Source organism: Pantoea sp. PA1 (assembly GCF_056856975.1).
In genome coordinates this window covers 333,789-354,363 of sequence record NZ_JBXGEE010000001.1, presented here as the reverse complement: position 1 = coordinate 354,363, position 20,575 = coordinate 333,789, and the positions used below count along the sequence as shown (strand labels likewise).

Sequence of the window (20,575 nt, the reverse complement as noted above, 5' to 3'; positions counted from 1 at the left end):
CGCTCTCCTTATCCCTGTACCGGCTGAGGGGTTGCCGTGATCTGCTCGTGGTGATAACGCCCGGTTTTCAGACTGCTCGGCCCGAGGCGGGCGAATTTGAACATCAGGTACATTTCAGCCACCAGGAACAGGGTGTAGAGGCCACAGATCAGAATCATTGAGAACAGCAGATCGCCTGTGGTCAGGGAGGAGTTAGCCACCGCCGTCGGCAGAATTTCACCGATGGCCCAGGGCTGACGGCCATACTCCGCGACAAACCAGCCTGATTCCACCGCAATCCACGGCAGCGGAATCCCCAGCAGTGCCGCTTTCAGCAACCCGCGGTTCTTACCGATGCGATTGCGTATCACGCTCCAGAAGGAAAGCGTAATGATGGCCAGCAGCAGCACGCCGCAGAGCACCATGATGCGAAACGCGAAGTAAAGCGGTGCCACACGCGGGATAGAATCCTGCGTCGCCTGCCTGATCTGCGCGTCCGTCGCATCCGCCACGTTGTCGGTATAGCGTTTCAGCAGCAGACCGTAGCCGAGATCCTGTTTGTGACTGTTAAAGGCGTCACGTACTGCCGGATCCTGGCTGCCGCTGCGCAGCTCATTCAGCAGGGTGTAGGCCTTCATGCCGTTGCGGATGCGCACCTCATGCTGTGCCATCAGATCTTTCAGGCCGGTGACGGGCGTATCGGTGGATCGGGTGGCGATCAGGCCCAGCAGCCAGGGGATCTGAATCGCATAGCGGTTCTCCTGAGTCGCCTGATCCGGCAGGCCAAACAGCGTAAATGAAGCCGGTGCCGGCTGGGTCTCCCACTCGGCTTCAATCGCGGCGAGTTTGGTTTTCTGCACGTCACCCATTTCATAGCCGGACTCATCGCCCAGCAGGATCACTGACAGCACCGCCGCCATGCCAAAACTGGCGGCAATGGCGAACGAGCGTTTTGCAAAGGCGAGATCACGCCCTTTCAGCATGTACCACGCGCTGATGCCGAGAATAAACATCGCACCGGTGGTATAACCCGCCGCCACGGTGTGCACGAATTTGACCTGCGCGACCGGGTTCAGCACCAGCTGCGAGAAGCTGACCATCTCCATACGCATGGTTTCGAAGTTGAATTCAGAGGCGATCGGGTTCTGCATCCAGCCGTTGGCGACCAGAATCCAGAGCGCCGACATGTTCGAGCCCAGCGCCACCAGCCAGGTGACCGCCATGTGCTGCACTTTACCCAGCCGATCCCAGCCAAAGAAGAACAGACCGACAAAGGTCGATTCCAGGAAGAACGCCATCAGACCTTCAATGGCGAGCGGCGCACCGAAGATATCGCCGACGTAGTGAGAGTAATAGGACCAGTTAGTGCCGAACTGAAATTCCATCGTCAGTCCGGTGGCCACACCCAGCGCAAAGTTAATGCCAAATAACTTGCCCCAGAACTTCGTCATATCTTTATAAATCTGTTTGCCGCTCAGCACATAGACCGTTTCCATAATCGCCAGCAGAAACGCCATACCCAGCGTTAAAGGGACGAACAGAAAATGGTACATCGCCGTTAAGGCAAACTGTAATCGCGACAGCTCGACGATATCTAACATAAGGACTCCTTGCTCCTCGCTTTCTCTCGATTACGCGCGCGAATCGCGAACGTAATCGGGGTCAGGAACGACTGTTTATTGATTCCAGTTTTTTTATTACCCGCAGACCCGGCCTGTAAGCTGCCGGGACAGGTCAGTCACGCATGCAGCAGCTCTGAATTGTCAATCCGCGCTTTCATTAACGCGTGCTTTAACAGGAGAAAAGCGGGTGTCATCCCGGGTTGAGCAGACGTTTGAAAATGTGTGTAAAAGGCTGGATTGATGCAGCGCAATTTACGCCCTTAGCGTTGCGCTTTGCCAGAGAAATAGTTGGATATAAATCGCGATTAATTGATCTGGAATAACGCAATAAGTTTCCAGATATGGTCAGGTAGGATTCTTGTTAATAAGATGTCATTACTTAAATCAGGAGTGAGAAAATAGATCACGTTTGCCATTATTTATTAACCTGGCAGGCGCCCGGATGCCATTATCATGCAGCCTCTTTCCCTTCCCGCTGACGGTCCTCTCCCCCGGGTTAATCGCAAAAAAAAAGCCACCCGAAGGTGGCTGAGTCTCAGATGACGCTGGCTTATTTAGCCGGTAATACTGCTTTCACGGCGTCACCGATGTCCGCCAGACTGCGAACGGTCTTCACGCCTGCCGCTTCCAGCGCCGCAAACTTCTCATCAGCGGTGCCTTTACCACCGGCAATGATGGCGCCCGCATGGCCCATACGTTTGCCTTTAGGCGCTGTCACACCCGCGATGTAACCCACGACAGGCTTGGTCACGTGCTCTTTGATGAAGGCTGCCGCTTCTTCTTCTGCGCTGCCGCCGATCTCGCCGATCATCACGATCGCTTCCGTCTGCGGGTCATCCTGGAACAGTTTCAGGATGTCGATGAAGTTAGATCCCGGGATCGGGTCACCGCCGATACCCACACAGGTCGACTGGCCGTAACCGATATCGGTGGTCTGCTTAACCGCTTCATAGGTCAGCGTACCGGAACGTGAGACGATACCCACGCGGCCCGGCTGGTGAATGTGGCCCGGCATGATGCCGATTTTGCATTCGCCTGGGGTGATGACACCCGGGCAGTTTGGACCGATCATCCGCACGCCCGCTTCATCCAGCTTCACCTTCACGGTCAGCATATCCAGCGTCGGGATACCTTCGGTGATGGTGATGATCAGTTTGATGCCCGCTTCAATCGCTTCCAGGATGCCATCTTTGCAGAACGGTGCCGGAACGTAGATCACGGTTGCCGTTGCGCCGGTCGCTTCTACCGCTTCACGCACGGTGTTGAACACCGGCAGGCCGAGGTGAGTCGTGCCGCCTTTGCCTGGCGTGACGCCGCCAACCAGTTGGGTACCATAGGCCAGTGCCTGTTCAGAATGGAAAGTCCCCTGGCCACCGGTGAAACCCTGGCAAATGACTTTGGTGTTTTTGTCGATCAGAATGGACATTATTTACCCTCCGCGGCAGCAACAACACGCTGTGCGGCGTCTGTCAGGCTGGTTGCTGCAATGATGTTCAGACCGCTGTCCGCCAGTTTCTGGGCGCCCAGCTCGGCGTTGTTACCTTCCAGACGTACCACCACTGGCACGTTCACACCCACTTCAGCAACTGCGCCGATGATGCCGTCGGCAATCAGGTCACAGCGTACGATACCGCCGAAGATGTTAACGAAGACGGCTTTCACCGCATCGTCAGAGAGGATGATTTTGAAGGCTTCGGTTACGCGCTCTTTGGTTGCGCCGCCGCCGACATCAAGGAAGTTTGCTGGCTGGCCGCCGTGGTGCTTAACGATGTCCATGGTGCCCATCGCCAGACCTGCGCCGTTAACCATACAGCCGATGTTGCCTTCCAGCGCAACATAGTTCAGTTCCCACTGTGTCGCGTGCGCTTCACGGGGATCTTCCTGGCTTGGATCGCGCATTTCGCGCAGCTCTGGCTGGCGGAACAGGGCATTGCCATCGGCACCCAGTTTGCCGTCCAGGCAGATCAGGTCGCCCTGTTTCGTGATCACCAGCGGGTTGATCTCAACCATCGCCAGATCGCGCTCCAGGAACAGTGTCGCCAGACCCATAAAGATCTTGGTGAACTGGCCGACCAGCTTACCGGTCAGACCGAGTTTGAATGCCAGCTCGCGGCCCTGGTACGGCTGCGGACCGGTCAGCGGATCCAGCGCCATTTTGTGGATCAGATGCGGAGTCTCTTCCGCTACTTTTTCGATTTCCACGCCGCCTTCGGTTGAGGCCATGAAAATCACACGACGGGTAGCACGATCCACCACCGCGCCCAGGTAGAGTTCCTGGTCGATGTCGGTCGCGGCTTCAACCAGAATCTGGTTAACCGGCTGGCCGTTCGCATCTGTCTGATAGGTCACCAGGCGTTTGCCCAGCCAGTTTTCAGCAAAAGCACGGATATCTTCTTTGCTGTTAACCACTTTCACACCGCCCGCTTTACCGCGGCCACCGGCATGAACCTGACATTTAACTACCCACGGGCCTGCGCCAATTTTAGAGGCTGCTTCTTCCGCTTCACGTGGTGTAGTACAGGCGTAACCCGTTGGTGCCGGCATGCCATACCGTGCAAACAGCTGTTTCGCCTGGTATTCGTGTAAGTTCATGATGTTCTATCCATTCAGGTCTGAAAAGAGTAATGAGGTTGGGCGCACGCGAAGGTGCGCCCGGTGAAAATCAGACATCCAGCAGCAGGCGTGCTGGATCTTCCAGCATCTCTTTCACTGCAACCAGATAACCCACAGATTCACGGCCATCGATCAGGCGGTGGTCGTAGGAGAGCGCCAGATACATCATTGGCAGCACCACAACCTGACCATTGACCGCCATCGGGCGATCTTTGATAGCGTGCATGCCCAGAATGGCGCTCTGCGGTGGGTTGATGATCGGCGTAGACATGAGTGAACCAAAGACGCCGCCGTTGGTGATGGTAAAGTTACCGCCGGTCAGATCCTCAACCGTCAGCTTACCGTCACGGCCTTTCACGGCCAGCTCTTTAATTTTCTTCTCGATGTCCGCCATGCTCAGCGCATCGACGTCACGCAGCACTGGCGTCACCAGACCGCGCGGCGTGGAGACCGCAATGCTGACGTCGAAGTAGTTGTGGTAAACCACATCTTCGCCATCGATAGAGGCGTTCACTTCCGGATAGCGTTTCAGCGCTTCAACGACCGCTTTCAGGTAGAAGGACATGAAGCCCAGACGCACACCGTGACGCTTCTCAAAAGCCTCACCATACTGCTTGCGCAGATCCATGATGGGCTTCATGTTGATTTCGTTGAAGGTGGTCAGCATCGCGGTGCTGTTTTTCGCTTCCAGCAGACGCTCAGCAACACGCTTACGCAGACGGGTCATCGGCACGCGTTTTTCGCTGCGATTTGCGATCGGCTGCGGCGCGGCAGCGGCTTCAGCGGCCGGTGCGGCAGCTTTGGTATCCTGCGGCTTGCTGGCAAGATGTTTTTCAACATCTTCACGGGTCAGACGTCCGCCCACACCGCTGCCTTTGATCTGCGAGGCATCCAGGTTGTGCTCAGCAATCAGACGGCGGATAGCCGGGCTGAGCGCATCGTTGCTCTCTTCTTCCAGCGACGCGGTCTGACGCTGAGCCGGAGTCGACTCTTTGCTTTCAGACTTCGCGCTGGTCTCTTTACCGGCGCTGTTGCCCTCTTTCAGGCGGCCCAGGATCTGGCGTGAAGTGACGGTGGCGCCCTCTTCTTCCAGCACAGCTTCCAGGATACCGTCAGCCGCCGCAGGCACTTCCAGCACCACTTTGTCGGTTTCGATTTCAACCAGCACTTCATCGCGAGTGACGGCATCGCCTGGTTTTTTGTGCCAGGTTGCCACTGAGGCATCGGCAACCGATTCAGGCAGGTCGGGAACGAGAATATCTACGCTACTCATTATCTTTCCTTTTAATTAATTAACGTTCAGCGCGTCATTAACCAGGTCTTGCTGCTGTTGTTGGTGTACGGACATGTAACCCACGGCCGGTGAGGCGGATGCCGGGCGGCCTGCATAACGTAAGGTCGCGCCAAACGGCACAACTTCACGGAAGTGATGCTGGCTGCAATACCAGGCGCCCTGATTCAGCGGCTCTTCCTGACACCAGACAAAATCCTGCACGTGAGAATACGCTTTTAATGCTTCCTGTACCGCCTGATGCGGGAAAGGATAGAGCTGCTCGATGCGCACGATGGCCACATCGGTCTGCTCGTTTTTACGACGCTGCTCCAGCAGGTCGTAATAGACTTTACCGGAACAGAGCACGACGCGTTTCACGCCCTGCGGATCGAGATCGTCAATTTCACCAATCGCCGGCTGGAAACTGCCGTTTGCCAGTTCATCCAGCGTTGAGATTGCCAGCGGATGACGCAGCAGTGATTTCGGTGACATCACAATCAGCGGACGACGCATACCGCGCAGCGCCTGACGACGCAGCATGTGGTAAACCTGCGCCGGGGTTGAAGGCACGCAGACCTGCATGTTCTGCTCAGCGCAGAGTTGCAGATAACGCTCCAGACGCGCAGAAGAGTGCTCCGGCCCCTGACCTTCATAGCCGTGCGGCAGCAGCATCACCAGACCACACATGCGGCCCCATTTCTGCTCACCGGAGCTGATGAACTGATCGATAACCACCTGTGCGCCGTTGGCGAAGTCACCAAACTGCGCTTCCCAGATAGTCAGGATGCGCGGTTCAGCCGTCGCGTAGCCATATTCAAAGGCCAGCACCGCCTCTTCGGACAGCACAGAGTCCCAGACTTTAAACTGGCCCTGACCACTGTGCACATGGTGCAGCGGGGTGTAGGTGGAGCCGTTCGCCTGGTTATGAATGACAGCGTGACGGTGGAAGAAGGTGCCGCGACCGGTATCTTCGCCCGACAGGCGCACCGGAATGCCTTCATCGACCAGTGTGGCGTAGGCCAGGTTCTCTGCCCCGCCCCAGTCGAAGGCTTTTTCACCTTCAGCCATCAGGCGACGGTCGTTGTAGATCTTGGCGACACGCGACTGAACTTCCACCTCTTCAGGCACCTGGCTGATACGCAGCGCCAGCTCCTTCAGACGTTTCAGCTCAACCTGCGCCGGATAAGGCTCATCCCACTCATGGTTCAGGTAAGGTGACCAGGTAAAAGAGTGCAGGCTCATCGGACGCCATTCCGGCACCACACATTCGCCCGCATCCAGCGCGTCACGGTAAAGATTGACCATCTCGGTCGCATCTTCCTGCGTGGCAACGGCTTCACCTTCCAGACGGTCGGCGTAGATTTTGCGTGGCGTCGGGTGTTTTTTGATTTTCTGGTACATCAGCGGCTGGGTCGCGCTTGGCTCATCCGCCTCGTTGTGACCATGACGGCGATAGCAGACCAGATCGATAAACACATCACGCTTAAAGGTGTTGCGGTAGTCGAGTGCCAGACGGGTAACAAAGGCCACCGCTTCCGGGTCGTCAGCGTTGACGTGGAAGATCGGCGCCAGCACCATTTTGCCGATGTCGGTGCAATATGGCGTAGAGCGCGCATCTTTCGGGTTAGAGGTGGTAAAGCCCACCTGGTTGTTGATCACGATGCGAACCGTGCCACCCACTTCATAACCGCGCGCCTGAGACATGTTCAGGGTTTCCTGAACCACGCCCTGACCAATGACTGCCGCATCACCGTGAATGGTGATCGGTAAGACTTTATTGCTGGCTGGCTCATCAAGACGATCGAGACGGGCGCGAACCGAGCCCATCACCACCGGGCTGACGATCTCCAGATGTGACGGGTTAAACGCCAGCGCCAGATGCACCAGGCCGCCTTCCGTTTCCACGTCAGAGGAGAAGCCCATGTGGTACTTCACGTCACCGGTGCCCAGATGCTCTTTGTGCTTACCGGCGAACTCGTCGAACAGATCCTGCGGCTTTTTACCCAGCACGTTGATCAGCACGTTGAGACGGCCGCGGTGCGCCATACCCAGTACCACTTCACGGGTTCCGCTCTTACCGGCATGACGGATCATTTCGCGCAGCATCGGAATCAGCGCGTCGCCACCTTCCAGCGAGAAGCGTTTCGCACCCGGGAATTTCGCTCCCAGATATTTCTCCAGCCCTTCTGCGGCGGTCAGCTCTTTCAGGAAACCTTTTTTCTCTTCGCTGCTGAACGCTGCACGGCCCGCCACGGACTCAAGACGCTGCTGGATCCAGCGTTTCTCATCGGTGTTGTTGATGTGCATATATTCCGCACCAATCGAGCCGCAGTAAGTCTGGGTCAGCGCCTCGAAGAGATCGGCCAGCTTCATGGTCTCTTTGCCGATGGCAAAAGAGCCGACGTTAAAGCTTTCCTGAAAATCGGCCTCGGTCAGATCGTGAAAAGCGGGATCAAGATCGGCCACCCGGTCCTGTTTCCACAGGCCAAGCGGATCGAGGTTGGCGTGCTGATGACCGCGAAAACGGAACGCGTTAATCAGCTGCAACACTTTCACTTGCTTGGAGTTGGTTTCCGGATCGGAGAGAGATGAGGTGTAACGAGATGCGTCTTTCGCCAGGCGACGGAAGTACTCACGTGTGGTGGAGTGAAACTGCTCAGGTTTCATTCCGGTGCCCGGTAACTGCTGGAACATCGAGCGCCACACTGCATCGACAGAGTCAGGATCGGTCAGGAAATCCTCATAGAGCTGCTCTATGTAAGACTGATTCGCGCCGGCCAGCCAGGAAGAGTCCAGCCAGGGTTTCATCGCGCTGTTCTGCATTGTGATCCCTTAAGCATTGCTATGCTTTTTTGAGGTTTCATTTGTTGCCGCTTTCGCGGTTTGCCGTAGTGAGTTCAGCGATACGAGCACTCTGCGCAGCGCGCGTGGCCCGTAAGGGAACCTTTGTAAACGTGGTCATCACCGCGCTTACAGAGGCTTCCGTAAAACACCGGGAACCTGAGGTTCCCGGCAAGTACACATCATGCACCGCGCTGCAGCAGCATCGACTTGATATGGCCGATGGCGCGCGTCGGGTTGAGCCCTTTCGGGCATACGCTCACACAGTTCATAATGCTGTGACAGCGGAATACGCTGAAAGCATCATTCAGATTGTCGAGGCGCGACTCGGTTTCAGTGTCGCGGCTGTCAATCAGGAAGCGGTATGCGGCCAGCAGACCGGCTGGACCAATGAACTTCTCCGGATTCCACCAGAATGACGGGCAGGAGGTTGAGCAGCAGGCACAGAGAATACATTCGTACAGGCCATCCAGATGTTCACGCTCATCCGGTGACTGCAGATGTTCACGTGCTGGCGGATTTTCCCCATTATTCAACAGGAAAGGCTTAATTTTCTCATATTGTGCATAAAACTGGCTCATGTCTACTACCAGGTCACGCACGACCGGTAAGCCCGGCAGCGGACGGATAACAATTTTCTGTTTTCCGTTGCCCAGTGCCGATACCGGCGTGATGCAGGCCAGACCGTTTTTACCGTTCATGTTGAGGCCGTCAGAGCCGCAGACACCTTCACGGCAGGAGCGACGGAACGCCAGGGTCGGATCTTTCTCTTTCAGGCGGATCAGCGCATCCAGCAGCATCATGTCACGACCATCTTCCGATTCCAGCGTGTAATCCTGCATACGCGGTTTGTCGTCGACGTCTGGATTGTAGCGATAAATTGAAAACTCGAGTCTCATCGTCGTCTCCGGAATTAGTAGGTGCGCACTTTCGGCGGGAAGGCCGCGCGCAGTTTCGGCTGCATGTTCACCTCACGGCGCGTCATGCTTTCGGTTTCCGGGACATAAAGACTGTGGCACAGCCAGTTTTCATCATCACGATCCGGGAAGTCGAAGCGACTGTGCGCACCGCGGCTCTCGGTGCGGTAGTTAGCCGCGACCGCCGTGGCAAAGGCCGTCTCCATCAGGTTATCCAGCTCCAGGCACTCAATACGCTGGGTGTTGAAATCGGGTGAGCGGTCATCCAGACGCGCTGACTTCAGGCGCTGGCGAATCTCTTTCAGCTCTTCCAGACCCTGCGCCATCGCATCACCTTCACGGAAGACCGAGAAGTTGTTCTGCATGCAGCGTTGCAGCGCTTTGCGAATCTCAACCGGGTCTTCACCGGTGGTGTTGTTTTCCCAGCGGTTGAAACGCTCCATCGCCACGGCGATTTCATCTTCGGTCGCATCACGCAGGTCACCCTGCTCCTGGATGCTCTCCAGCAGATGCAGACCCGCCGCGCGGCCAAAGACCACCAGGTCCAGCAGGGAGTTACCACCCAGACGGTTGGCTCCGTGCACCGAAACACAGGCGATTTCGCCGACGGCGAACAGGCCAGGAATCACCACGTCTTCGCCCTGCTCGTTCACGCGCAGCGCCTGACCGGTTACTTTGGTCGGAATGCCGCCCATCATGTAGTGGCAGGTCGGGATAACCGGGATAGGCTCTTTGATCGGATCGGCGTGGGCAAAGGTGCGCGACAGCTCCAGGATACCCGGCAGACGCGATTCCAGCACCTCTTTACCCAGATGATCGAGTTTCAGTTTGATGTGCGGGCCCCACGGACCGTCACAGCCGCGACCTTCACGGATTTCAATCATCATCGAGCGCGCAACCACGTCGCGACCCGCCAGGTCTTTGGCGTTTGGCGCATAACGCTCCATGAAGCGTTCGCCATGTTTGTTCAGCAGGTAGCCACCTTCACCACGGCAGCCTTCCGTGACCAGCACACCCGCACCCGCGATGCCAGTTGGGTGGAACTGCCACATCTCCATATCCTGCACCGGCACGCCTGCGCGCAGCGCCATACCGACACCGTCACCGGTGTTGATGTGGGCGTTGGTGGTGGACTGATAGATACGGCCTGCACCGCCGGTCGCCAGAATGGTCGCCTTCGCTTTGAAGTAGACGGTTTCGCCGGTTTCGATGCAGATAGCGGTACAACCCACTACCGCGCCATCGGCGTTTTTCACCAGATCCAGCGCGTACCACTCCGAGAAGATGGTGGTTTTGTTTTTCAGGTTCTGCTGATAGAGCGTATGCAGCAGGGCGTGACCGGTACGGTCAGCGGCCGCCGCCGTACGTGCTGCCTGCTCGCCGCCGAAGTTTTTCGACTGACCACCAAACGGACGCTGATAAACACGGCCATCTTCCAGACGGGAGAATGGCAGACCCATATGCTCCAGCTCCAGAATCGCTTCCGGGCCGGTTTTGCACATATATTCAATCGCGTCCTGGTCACCGATATAGTCGGAACCTTTGACGGTGTCATACATATGCCATTCCCAGTTATCTTCGTGGGTATTACCCAGCGCAACGGTGATACCGCCCTGCGCAGATACCGTGTGGGAACGGGTCGGGAAAACTTTGGATAACAGGGCACAGCTCTGGCCGCCCTGGGAGATTTGCAGTGCGGCGCGCATTCCTGCGCCACCTGCGCCGATCACCACGGCATCAAATTCTCTGATTGGCAAACTCATTTACACACCCCACACCACAACAAAGCCATAAATCGCATACCACAACAGCGCCACGACAATCACAAACTGCAGCAACAAACGGGTTGGCAGCGATTTAACGTAGTCTGTTAACACCTGCCACATCCCGATCCAGCCGTGGATCAGAATGGAGAAGAGCGTCAGCAGCGTGAACACTTTGGTGAAGGCGGAGGCGAAGAAGCCACGCCACAGGTCATACGTCAGCGTGTCTGTCATCACCACGAAACCGAGGATGTAGACGATGTAGAGCGTAATGAGAATTGCAGTTGCGCGCAGCAGCAGCCAGTCCTGAATGCCGTTGCGACCCAATGCGGATGCATTGCTTACCATACGAGGACTCCCGCCAGAATTGCCAGCACGACAGTGATCACAAAAGTTATATGTGCTGAGCGCTTACCGACCTGCAGCGTTTCAGCCAGATAACCAAAATCCATCAACATATGACGAATCCCGCTCACCGCGTGATAGGCCAGCGCCGTTAAGATGCCCCACATGATGAACTTCGCGAAGAAGCCATCCATAATGGACGCAGCGTGCTGGAAACCTTCAGGAGAGGAGAGAGAGAGACCAAGTAGCCACAGCAGGATGCCAATGGCAACCAGGGTGATTACGCCGGAGACGCGGTGAAGAATGGATGATATTGCAGTAACGGGAAACCGGATCGTCGAGAGATCCAAGTTGACAGGTCTTTGTTTTTTCACGGTTTTGCCCACACAGCTCTTTTTTATTTTGCTTCCTCCGGACCTGAGGCGGAGTCTAATCACAACGCGTGGCAGACTTTAACCGTCACCAAACAAGCAACATCCAGTGTTAATTGACGCGGTAGTAAACGCTGGGTGGCTCCTGGTGTCAGGGTGTTCCGGAGACCTGCCTGGAGTATAGGAGGATCACATTCTGATTACAATTCCCCTACAAACTCTTTGGTATATTTTAGGTAGAACAGTGATCATACTCACGATTTTCACAATTGATACAATTTTAATTATCTGATTTGACAATAGTTCAACAATTCAGTTACAAACTAAGCCTGTAAATTCCTATGATGCACAAAAGTTATGGGGATACACTTTCCCCTAAGCGCAAGTTATGTAACATTGCGATAATGAGCATTAAAAAGCATCAGGTTATTGGTTACCAAGAAGTTATGTCCTGACCGGATCTTTAACAACCGCGATATGCAGCATGTCCATGGCTCACAGGTTCCCGCTGGGAACGCGCCGCTCACTCTGTACCCTGCACCGGCCTGAATCGCCGCAGAGTGATACTGTGTTGTTTTGCCAACCGCAACATGAACGCGTTTCAGGTGTCTAAAGATCCTTACCTACATAAGGCGCTATGGAGACGAAAATGACAGATAAAAAAGTAACGCTAACCCTGCAAGATGGAACATCTATTGAACTGGACGTGCTGAAAGGCTCGCTGGGCCAGGATGTGGTTGATGTCCGCTCTCTGGGTGCAAGTGGCCTGTTCACCTTCGATCCCGGTTTCACTTCTACAGCGTCCTGCGAATCGCAAATCACCTTTATTGATGGTGACGAAGGTATCCTGCTGCACCGTGGTTTCCCTATTTCTGAGCTGGCGACCCACTCTAACTATCTGGAAGTGTGCTACATCCTGCTGAATGGCGAAGCGCCGAATCAGAAGCAGTTTGATGAGTTCCGCACCACCGTTACCCGTCATACGATGATTCATGAGCAGATTACCCGTCTGTTCCACGGCTTCCGTCGTGACTCGCATCCGATGGCGGTGATGTGCGGTGTGACCGGCGCACTGGCGGCGTTTTACCATGATTCGCTGGATGTAAACATTGAGCGCCACCGCGAAATCGCAGCATTCCGTCTGCTCTCCAAGATGCCGACCATGGCAGCGATGTGTTACAAATATTCCATCGGCCAGCCATTTGTTTATCCGCGCAACGACCTCTCCTATGCCGGTAACTTCCTGCACATGATGTTCGCTACGCCATGCGAAGAGTACAAAGTTAATCCGGTGCTGGAACGCGCCATGGACCGTATTCTGATTCTGCATGCTGACCATGAGCAGAACGCCTCTACCTCAACAGTACGTACCGCCGGTTCAAGTGGTGCGAACCCGTTTGCCTGTATCGCCGCCGGGATCGCCTCCCTGTGGGGACCGGCGCACGGCGGTGCAAACGAAGCGACACTGCGTATGCTGGAAGAGATCAGCAGCGTTGAGCACATTCCTGAGTTCGTTAAACGTGCCAAGGATAAGAATGACTCCTTCCGTCTGATGGGCTTTGGTCATCGTGTTTACAAAAACTACGATCCACGCGCGACCGTGATGCGTGATACCTGCCATGAAGTCCTGAATGAGCTGGGTATGAAAGATGACCTGCTGGAAGTGGCGATGGAGCTGGAACACATCGCGCTGAACGACCCGTACTTCATCGAGCGTAAGCTCTATCCTAACGTCGACTTCTACTCCGGTATTATTCTGAAAGCGATGGGGATTCCTTCCTCCATGTTTACGGTGATCTTCGCGATGGCCCGTACCGTTGGCTGGATTGCACACTGGAAAGAGATGCACGACGAAGGCATGAAGATTGCCCGTCCGCGTCAGCTCTACACCGGTTACACTGAGCGTGAATTCAGCTCTAAGCTGGAGAAGTAAGTTCGTGATGGCGGGGAGCGATCCCCGCCTGGCGACGTGATTCTGATCTGGCGCGGCGAGCGGTTATGCCGCGCCTGCATAGCAAACCTTTCCTCTGCGAAGCCCTTCTTTCCCTCTGTAATTCCCTTCACATGCCTGATGAAATGAGGTCTGCACAGTCACTGCTGCTGCGGGACCGAGCCTGCTCAGGGAACAGGGTCAGATCGGAAAGTCGCTCAGGCCATCCATGGCCGCTCGGCCCGCGCCTTCCCTGGCGCGGGACGCTTTCCTCTTCTGACCCTGTTCCCTGCGCTTTTGACCTGTTTGCCGCGGCCGGACTCAACCTGCTTTTGCTTATGATGACGCCGCAGGAATCCCTCTCTCTACCTCTGACAGCCCGGACACCAGTAAAAAGGCCGCGATGAGAGCGTGCCCTTCTCAATGATTGTGCCACAGCGCCGGCACGTCTTGCCCTGGCGGTGAAACACCTCAAACTGAAAGGCCGCTTCCTCATGATATTTCTTCATGGTTCCGCGCATCCGGTAGGCGTGACGCGGTACCGACAGCAGTGCTTCACTGAAAGCAGTCAGCTGATCCTCGCTCAGCTCCTGAGCCTTATGGTGAGGCAGCAGCTGTGCCAGCCAGAGGATTTCAGCGCGCAGGTAGTTGCCCAGCCCGGCCAGAAACGCCTGATCCAGCAGCAGACCGCTGAACTGGCGTCGCCGGAAGCGGGGTGAGAGCAGCCTTTCCCTGACCTCATCCACCGTCACACCGCTACTCAGCACATCCGGCCCGATACGATTCAGGAACGGGTGGGCCGCCAGCGTATCCGCGTTGAGCAGTTCAATGTCGGAGGCGCTGTAGAGCAGAATCGCTTTATCCGCCGTCGCCAGCCGCACCCGCAGCTGACGTGTGGTGTTAAGTTCGGTGTCGGGTTTGACGATGCGCCAGACGCCGTAGAGCTGGTTGTGGCTGTAGAGCGTCAGGCCATTGCTGAAGTGCGTCAGCAACGCCTTTCCGCGCGTCTCAATCGCCTGCACCTGCTCGCCAATCAGGGCCGGTTCGTAGGTTTTCAGCTGAGGAAATGCAAACCACGCCTCTGTCAGCGGCTGCCCTACAATCGCGACTTCAAGTTTATCCGCCACACGGCGGATTTCCGGTCCTTCAGGCATCCTTCATCCTCTTAATGGGTGGCTCCGCCCACCTGTTTTATGTCGTCGCCGGTTTCCAGCGTCACCTGCACTGCAATTTCCAGCGCCCTGATAATCGTTGCGACCGCCATGCTCGGCACACCGGGATGCTGCGCCGCCTGCTCGGGCAGATAAGGGATATGGATAAAACCACCCCGCGCCGGGCGCTCCTGCTGCGCCAGCCAGTGCAGCAGGCCATACATCACCCGGTTGCAGGTAAAGGTGCCGGCGGTTTGTGAAACCGAGGCGGGAATGCCCGCTTCGCGCACGGCCGCAACGATCGCTTTGATTGGCAGACGGGAAAAGTAGGCTGCCGGGCCGCCCGCGACCACGGGCTCATCCACCGGCTGATGACCGGCGTTGTCCGGGATACGGGCGTCATCCACATTAATGCCGATGCGTTCAACACTGATATCGCTGCGGCCCCCTGCCTGCCCCACGGACAGAATGAGATCCGGTTTAATTTCATCCAGTGCCTGATAGAGCACCGTCAGCACATCGCGGAAGACGACAGGTAACTGGCGGATAACGATGGTGGCGTCACCGATCTGTTTGCCCTCCAGTGCGCGGACCGCTTCCCATGACGGGTTAATCGTTTCACCGCCAAAGGGTTCAAAGGCGGTCATCAGAACAGTTTTCATGCGGCCTCACAGAAACATCAGGAAATAGAGCAGGAAAATGTTAACAATTAACAGTAGCACACCGGTTGGAATCTGAGCCCTGATCACCGCGTTACGGTCCGGCAGTTCCAGCAGCGCGGCCGGGACGATATTGAAGTTCGCCGCCATCGGCGTCATCAGGGTGCCGCAGTAGCCGGAGAACATGCCAATCGCGGCCATCACCGCCGGATTACCGCCGTGCTGCAGCACTAAGATCGGGATGCCGACGCCTGCGGTAATAATCGGAAACGCGGCAAAAGCGTTACCCATGATCATGGTCAACAGCGCCATTCCGACGGCATAAACGGTGACTGCGACAAAGCGGTTATCTACCGCCAGCCAGGTCTCAGTCAGATGCGAAATCGCACCGCCCACGCCCGCGCTGGTAAAGAGCAGTCCCAGGGTGGCGAGAATTTGCGGCAGAATAAAGGCCCAGCCAACCGAATCCAGCAGACGGCGGGTCTCCTGCATCGACTGCACCGGTGTTTCATGGGTCAGTTTTAACGCCACCAGCCAGCCGATCAGACAGCCCACCATCATGGAGAAGAGCGTCACCAGCGTGGCGTGGTTGCCGGGTCCGAAAACCGCATCCTGCAGACCGGGAATATGGTTAAACGCCAGCACACCGATCACGGTCACGACCGGGATCGCCAGTGCGGGCAGAAACAGTTTATTGCCCAGACGCCCTGCGCTGGCCTGCTTCTCTTCATCACTGCGCTGATGATAACGACCCAGCCGGACACCTCCGAAACCGGCGATCAACGCCATCACCACCACAATGACACCGATGGTGATGTGCAGCATTCGGGTGCCCGCGGCATCCGAGCCCATCAGGCTGCTCATCATCTGCGTCGTCCAGTCCCCCACCAGAAATACCAGGCCATACAACGCCCAGAAGAGTCCGGTGGTAAAACGGCGCGGATTTGCGCTGTCGCGCCAGGAGAGAATCGCGACCACCAGCAGGATAATGCCCGCCAGCCACATCAGATATTGTTGCTGGAACATTATTCACCTCCCCGGGCTTTCAGCGCCTGGTTGTTCAGCTGCTGCAGTTCCCGCGCCAGCTGACGATCCAGACGCATCAGACGCGCCGAGTGGATCAGAAAGGCGGCAAGCGCGGTCGGAATGCCCCATAACGCAATGTGTAGTGGTTCGGTCTGAATCCCGGCCGACTCCTGCATAAAGTTATGCATAAAGATAATCGCGCCAAATGCCACGAAGATATCCTCACCAAAGAAGAGGCCGACATTATCGGTGGCCGCAGACATGGCGCGCAGCCGGTAGCGCAGTTCAGGCGTGATCTCACCATAGCGGTTTTCCGTTGCCCCCTCTGCCATCGGGGCCAGCAACGGACGTACCATCTGCGGATGGCCACCCAGGCTGGTTAATCCCAGCGCGGCGGTGATTTCACGGACAAACAGATAGACGATCAGCAGACGTCCGGCGGTGGCCGTTTTTATCTGTGCGATCCATGCCTGTGCCCGCTCCTTCAGCCCGTGACGCTCCAGCAGGCCGATGACCGCCAGCGGCAGCAGCAGAATCAGCGGCAGGTTACGGGTGTTCAGAAAACCGGCGCCGAGCTTTTCCAGAATGTCCGCCAGCGGCATCATCGCCGCCAGACCGGTGACGAATCCGGCGACGATCACGACCAGCACCGGATTGAAACGTAACACGAAGCCGATAACGATGGCGGCAATGCCCAGTAACGGCCAGAGATTGACTGCACTTTCCATGGTTTTCCCTCAGAGTTGAAAAACCCGGCATAAGCCGGGCTAAATGTTATTCAGGCGCTGGTAACCGCAATCTGCTGAGCGGCGAAGGCATCACGCAACCGCCGGGCAAACTGCAGCGCGTGTGCGCCGTCGCCATGTAAGCAGACGGTCTGCGCATTCACCGCGACCCATTCACCACAGATACTTCTGACTTTGCCCTGCCGGACCATCGTCAGCGTCTGATCAATGGCCTGCTGTTCATCCTCAATCAGTGCGCCCGGTTCGCTGCGCGGCACCAGTGCCCCGCTGCTCAGGTAACCCCGGTCAGCAAAAACCTCTTCCCGGGTGCGTAAGCCGTAGTGCGCCGCGGCGCGGATCGATTCGCTGCCAGCCAGCCCTGTCACGATCAGCTGGCTGTCAACCGCCCTGATGGCGCGGGCGATGGTGTCAGCCAGCACCGGATCGGCTGCAGCCTGGTTGTAGAGCATGCCGTGCGGTTTGACGTGGACCAGCCGCGCCCCTTCACTTTCCGCCAGGCTTTTCAGCGCGCCAATCTGGTAGATCATCTGGGCGTAAAGCGTCTCCGGCGGCAGCTGCATGGCGCGGCGGCCAAAGTTTTCCCGGTCGGGGAACGAGGGATGCGCGCCGATGGCCACGCCCGATGCCTGCGCCCAGCGCACCGACTGCAGCATGGTCTGCGCGTCACCCGCATGGAAGCCACAGGCGATGTTGGCAGAACTGACCAGTTGCAGTAGTGCCTCATCGCTGGCGCAGCCCTCGCCGAGATCGGCATTTAAATCAATCTTCATTAAGCCCCCACATCATCTGATCCAGTGCGCGTTGCTGATGCTGGCGCGCCAGCATCGCCTCCGGCAGGGTGCAGTGAATAAAGTGAACAGGTTCACCCAGACGGATTTGCGCCAGGTGATAGAGATCGGCTTCGATAACCGAGGCGATGCGTGGATAGCCACCGGTGGTCTGGGCATCCGCCATCAGCACGATGGGCTGTCCGCTGGGTGGCACCTGAATCACGCCCGGCATGACGCCGTGTGACAGCAGTTCACGCGGATTTTCACGACTGAGTTGCCGCCCCTCCAGCCGGTAGCCCATCCGGTTACTTTGCGGGCTGAGTTTCCAGGCGGTGCGCCAGAATGCCTGCTGCGCGTCGCGGCTGAATTCGTGATACTCCGGGCCGGGCAGCGCACGGATCCGGTTGCCCCACAGCAGTTGCCGCACCCCGACTTTGCGGTCGAACGTCCGGGTCGGTTTGCCCAGCGGCAGGCGATCGCCATCCTGTAAGATTCGCCCTTTGAAGCCGCCAAAACCCGCTTTGAGATCGGTGCTGAGCGAGCCGAGCATCTCCGGCAGATCAAAACCGCCCTGCACCGCCAGATAGCTGCGCATGCCGCGCTTCGGCATTGCCAGCGAGAGCACCTGCCCTTTTTTTACTGCGGTGCGCCAGCCTGTCCAGACCGGCTGACCATCCAGCTCCGCCTGACAGCCCGCCCCCGTCAGCGCAAACCAGCCATTGCGGGTAAACTCCGCTTTAAACTGGCCCAGCACGATCTCCAGCACCGCGCTGTGGGGCGCATTGCCCACCAGCACGTTGGCGGTAAACATAGCAGGATAGTCGAGCACGCCGCCGGGGCTGATGCCATACTGCCGCCAGCCAGCGCGACCGGCATCCTGAATGGTGGTGGCCAGTCCGGCTCGCAGAATGTTTAACATACGCCCTCCTGTTGCGGCACAAAGCGCACGCGGTCGCCGGGACGCAGCAACACAGGCGGTTGCTGGCGCGGATCGAACAGCGCGGTGGAGGTATGTCCGATCAGCTGCCAGCCACCGGGCGAGGCCAGCGGATAGATGCCGGTCTGGCTGCCACCGATGCCGACCGATCCGGCGGGCACCGCGACTCTGGGTTCAGCACGGCGAGGCGTGTGCAGACGGGAATCGAGTCCGCCGAGATAGGGGAAGCCGGGCTGGAAGCCGATAAAAAACACCACATATTCGCTGCTGCTGTGCAGCTCAACCACCTGACGGGGCGTCAGTCCGGCATGTTCCGCCACTACGGTCAGATCTGGGCCAGTGGAGCCGCCATAGATCACCGGGATCGACACCTCCCGCGACGCGGGAAATTCCGCCTCACTCTCCTCCCACCAGCGCTGAAGACGCTCTATCGCATCCAGCGCATTCTGCTGGGGATCGCGCAGGATCAGGGTGATGTTGTTCATGCCGGGGATCACTTCCTGCACGCTCTCATGATCGCGCAGCCGCTGATTGAGTCCCCAGATGCGTTGCTGGCTCTCCAGTGAAACCGGCGGTTCCAGCTCCAGCACGACAGCGCGTTCCCCTGATAAATAACACCGTGCTCGTTGCAACCGCTACCTCCCGCTCAGTTGAGATCGCGCCTGACCGTGCCGCCAAAAGCAGCGGTTCGGCCAGTGCCTTATCTACATAAAGCAAACAGTTATGCGAAAGTGACAGGAAGATGTCAATCAATAAGCTCCGCTGCAGGCGCGCAGCAGCGTGGGTTCTCATCGAAGAATAAGGGCCTGCGCAGGCGTGCAGCAGCAGGAATAGCGTCAGGAAATAAGGCCCTGCGCAGGTGCGCAGGACCGGGAAGGGCATCAGGCAGGGTTAGGAATATCGATGAAGGTTACGTCCAGATTGTGGTGCTGAACCAGCCACTCGCCCAGCGCTTTTGCGCCGCCCCGCTCGGTAGCATGGTGCCCTGCGGCAAAAAAGTGCAGCCCCTGCTCACGCGCACTGTGGATGGTCTGTTCAGAAACTTCACCGGTTAGGTAAGCATCGACGCCTGCGGCCGCAGCCTGGTCGATAAAGCCCTGCCCGCCTCCGCTGCACCAGGCAATGCGGCGAATCAGGGCCGGCGCGTTGTCACCGCAATGCAGCGGCTGACGTCCCAGCCGCTCCCCGATTCGGCTGGCCAGCTGTTCGCCGGAGAGCGGCTCTGCCAGTTCCCCATGGAAAACGAGCGGCATCACTTCGCCCCGGATTTCAATATCCAGCAGTTTTGCCAGCTGCGCGTTGTTGCCCAGTTCCGGGTGCGCATCAAGCGGCAGGTGCCAGCCGTAGAGATTGATATCATTCGCCAGCAGGGTCCGCAGACGGCGGCGCTTCATCCCTTTAATCGCGGCCGGTTCGCTTTTCCAGAAATAACCGTGATGGACGATTATCGCATCGGCCTCGCGGGCGACCGCCTCATCCAGCAATGCCTGACAGGCAGTGACACCGGTGATAACCCGCTTAACCTCACTGCGTCCCTCAACCTGTAAACCGTTGGGGGCATAATCGCTGAAGGTGTGGCTGTTGAGATGCTGATTAATCAGCGCCTCCAGTTCGTAATGATTCATTCAGGCT

General features: G+C 57.3%; 18 protein-coding genes. 1 reads left to right on the top strand and 17 read right to left on the bottom strand.

The annotated features are described in order from the left end of the window. Positions 1-8: 8 nt before the first annotated feature. The 9 genes from cydA to sdhC form a co-directional block, all read right to left on the bottom strand. On the bottom strand, positions 9-1,580 hold the full coding sequence (cydA, locus tag AC1V0D_RS01910; RefSeq protein ID WP_058956301.1) for a cytochrome ubiquinol oxidase subunit I: 1,572 nt from the start codon (positions 1,578-1,580) through the stop codon (positions 9-11). A gap of 571 nt (positions 1,581-2,151) precedes the next feature. Beyond that, the gene (gene sucD / locus AC1V0D_RS01905) at positions 2,152-3,027 is read right to left on the bottom strand and encodes a succinate--CoA ligase subunit alpha (RefSeq protein ID WP_009091407.1); all 876 of its coding nucleotides are present in this window, start codon (positions 3,025-3,027) and stop codon (positions 2,152-2,154) included. After that, positions 3,027-4,193 carry an ADP-forming succinate--CoA ligase subunit beta gene (sucC, locus tag AC1V0D_RS01900; protein WP_009091408.1) on the bottom strand — a complete coding sequence of 389 codons (1,167 nt, stop codon included), beginning with the start codon at positions 4,191-4,193 and terminating at the stop codon, positions 3,027-3,029. The genes sucD and sucC overlap by 1 nt, the downstream gene beginning before the upstream one ends. Before the next feature lie 70 nt (positions 4,194-4,263). Further along, positions 4,264-5,487, bottom strand: a complete 1,224-nt coding sequence (gene odhB / locus AC1V0D_RS01895; RefSeq protein WP_009091410.1) for a 2-oxoglutarate dehydrogenase complex dihydrolipoyllysine-residue succinyltransferase — start codon at positions 5,485-5,487, stop codon at positions 4,264-4,266. 15 nt (positions 5,488-5,502) lie between these two features. Continuing rightward, on the bottom strand, positions 5,503-8,310 hold the full coding sequence (gene sucA / locus AC1V0D_RS01890; protein ID WP_046101427.1) for a 2-oxoglutarate dehydrogenase E1 component: 2,808 nt from the start codon (positions 8,308-8,310) through the stop codon (positions 5,503-5,505). A gap of 200 nt (positions 8,311-8,510) precedes the next feature. Next, a complete protein-coding gene (locus AC1V0D_RS01885) occupies positions 8,511-9,227 on the bottom strand; it encodes a succinate dehydrogenase iron-sulfur subunit (RefSeq protein WP_009091413.1) in 717 nt (238 codons plus the stop codon). A gap of 14 nt (positions 9,228-9,241) precedes the next feature. Continuing rightward, entirely contained in the window at positions 9,242-11,008 is a 1,767-nt protein-coding gene (gene sdhA, locus AC1V0D_RS01880; RefSeq protein ID WP_009091415.1) for a succinate dehydrogenase flavoprotein subunit, read from the bottom strand. After that, complete coding sequence (gene sdhD / locus AC1V0D_RS01875) at positions 11,009-11,356, bottom strand: succinate dehydrogenase membrane anchor subunit (RefSeq protein WP_009091417.1); 348 nt, start codon at positions 11,354-11,356, stop codon at positions 11,009-11,011. Continuing rightward, positions 11,350-11,739 carry a succinate dehydrogenase cytochrome b556 subunit gene (gene sdhC / locus AC1V0D_RS01870; protein WP_009091418.1) on the bottom strand — a complete coding sequence of 130 codons (390 nt, stop codon included), beginning with the start codon at positions 11,737-11,739 and terminating at the stop codon, positions 11,350-11,352. The genes sdhD and sdhC overlap by 7 nt, the downstream gene beginning before the upstream one ends. Positions 11,740-12,373: 634 nt before the next feature. On the opposite strand from sdhC, the gene AC1V0D_RS01865 reads away from it, so the two are divergent. Beyond that, a complete protein-coding gene (locus AC1V0D_RS01865) occupies positions 12,374-13,657 on the top strand; it encodes a citrate synthase (protein WP_482906903.1) in 1,284 nt (427 codons plus the stop codon). Between the two features lie 362 nt (positions 13,658-14,019). On the opposite strand, the gene nei is transcribed toward AC1V0D_RS01865, so the two are convergent. The 8 genes from nei to AC1V0D_RS01825 form a co-directional block, all read right to left on the bottom strand. Continuing rightward, entirely contained in the window at positions 14,020-14,808 is a 789-nt protein-coding gene (nei, locus tag AC1V0D_RS01860; RefSeq protein WP_482906902.1) for an endonuclease VIII, read from the bottom strand. An 11-nt stretch (positions 14,809-14,819) separates the two neighbouring features. Further along, positions 14,820-15,467, bottom strand: coding sequence for a pyroglutamyl-peptidase I (pcp, locus tag AC1V0D_RS01855; RefSeq protein ID WP_140028227.1), 648 nt, complete (start codon positions 15,465-15,467; stop codon positions 14,820-14,822). A gap of 6 nt (positions 15,468-15,473) precedes the next feature. Next, positions 15,474-16,493: a DUF979 domain-containing protein gene (locus AC1V0D_RS01850; RefSeq protein WP_140924572.1), complete on the bottom strand. Its 1,020-nt coding sequence runs from the start codon at positions 16,491-16,493 to the stop codon at positions 15,474-15,476. After that, a complete protein-coding gene (locus AC1V0D_RS01845; protein ID WP_009091426.1) occupies positions 16,490-17,218 on the bottom strand; it encodes a DUF969 domain-containing protein in 729 nt (242 codons plus the stop codon). The genes AC1V0D_RS01850 and AC1V0D_RS01845 overlap by 4 nt, the downstream gene beginning before the upstream one ends. Before the next feature lie 50 nt (positions 17,219-17,268). Next, positions 17,269-18,006 carry a 5-oxoprolinase subunit PxpA gene (pxpA, locus tag AC1V0D_RS01840; RefSeq protein WP_140028225.1) on the bottom strand — a complete coding sequence of 246 codons (738 nt, stop codon included), beginning with the start codon at positions 18,004-18,006 and terminating at the stop codon, positions 17,269-17,271. Continuing rightward, positions 17,996-18,925, bottom strand: a complete 930-nt coding sequence (gene pxpC, locus AC1V0D_RS01835; RefSeq protein ID WP_140028224.1) for a 5-oxoprolinase subunit PxpC — start codon at positions 18,923-18,925, stop codon at positions 17,996-17,998. The genes pxpA and pxpC overlap by 11 nt, the downstream gene beginning before the upstream one ends. Continuing rightward, complete coding sequence (gene pxpB, locus AC1V0D_RS01830) at positions 18,919-19,575, bottom strand: 5-oxoprolinase subunit PxpB (protein WP_046101422.1); 657 nt, start codon at positions 19,573-19,575, stop codon at positions 18,919-18,921. The genes pxpC and pxpB overlap by 7 nt, the downstream gene beginning before the upstream one ends. 249 nt (positions 19,576-19,824) lie before the next feature. Further along, entirely contained in the window at positions 19,825-20,568 is a 744-nt protein-coding gene (locus AC1V0D_RS01825; RefSeq protein ID WP_482906901.1) for a type 2 GTP cyclohydrolase I, read from the bottom strand. Between the last annotated feature and the right edge of the window lie 7 nt (positions 20,569-20,575).

Excerpts from the sequence above, each read along its gene's own strand:
- cydA (WP_058956301.1), bottom strand. The coding sequence starts at position 1,580 with ATGTTAGATATCGTCGAGCTGTCGCGATTACAGTTTGCCTTAACGGCG.
- sucD (WP_009091407.1), bottom strand. The coding sequence starts at position 3,027 with ATGTCCATTCTGATCGACAAAAACACCAAAGTCATTTGCCAGGGTTTC.
- sucC (WP_009091408.1), bottom strand. The coding sequence starts at position 4,193 with ATGAACTTACACGAATACCAGGCGAAACAGCTGTTTGCACGGTATGGC.
- odhB (WP_009091410.1), bottom strand. The coding sequence starts at position 5,487 with ATGAGTAGCGTAGATATTCTCGTTCCCGACCTGCCTGAATCGGTTGCC.
- sucA (WP_046101427.1), bottom strand. The coding sequence starts at position 8,310 with ATGCAGAACAGCGCGATGAAACCCTGGCTGGACTCTTCCTGGCTGGCC.
- AC1V0D_RS01885 (WP_009091413.1), bottom strand. The coding sequence starts at position 9,227 with ATGAGACTCGAGTTTTCAATTTATCGCTACAATCCAGACGTCGACGAC.
- sdhA (WP_009091415.1), bottom strand. The coding sequence starts at position 11,008 with ATGAGTTTGCCAATCAGAGAATTTGATGCCGTGGTGATCGGCGCAGGT.
- sdhD (WP_009091417.1), bottom strand. The coding sequence starts at position 11,356 with ATGGTAAGCAATGCATCCGCATTGGGTCGCAACGGCATTCAGGACTGG.
- AC1V0D_RS01865 (WP_482906903.1), top strand. The coding sequence starts at position 12,374 with ATGACAGATAAAAAAGTAACGCTAACCCTGCAAGATGGAACATCTATT.
- nei (WP_482906902.1), bottom strand. The coding sequence starts at position 14,808 with ATGCCTGAAGGACCGGAAATCCGCCGTGTGGCGGATAAACTTGAAGTC.
- pcp (WP_140028227.1), bottom strand. The coding sequence starts at position 15,467 with ATGAAAACTGTTCTGATGACCGCCTTTGAACCCTTTGGCGGTGAAACG.
- AC1V0D_RS01845 (WP_009091426.1), bottom strand. The coding sequence starts at position 17,218 with ATGGAAAGTGCAGTCAATCTCTGGCCGTTACTGGGCATTGCCGCCATC.
- pxpA (WP_140028225.1), bottom strand. The coding sequence starts at position 18,006 with ATGAAGATTGATTTAAATGCCGATCTCGGCGAGGGCTGCGCCAGCGAT.
- pxpC (WP_140028224.1), bottom strand. The coding sequence starts at position 18,925 with ATGTTAAACATTCTGCGAGCCGGACTGGCCACCACCATTCAGGATGCC.
- AC1V0D_RS01825 (WP_482906901.1), bottom strand. The coding sequence starts at position 20,568 with ATGAATCATTACGAACTGGAGGCGCTGATTAATCAGCATCTCAACAGC.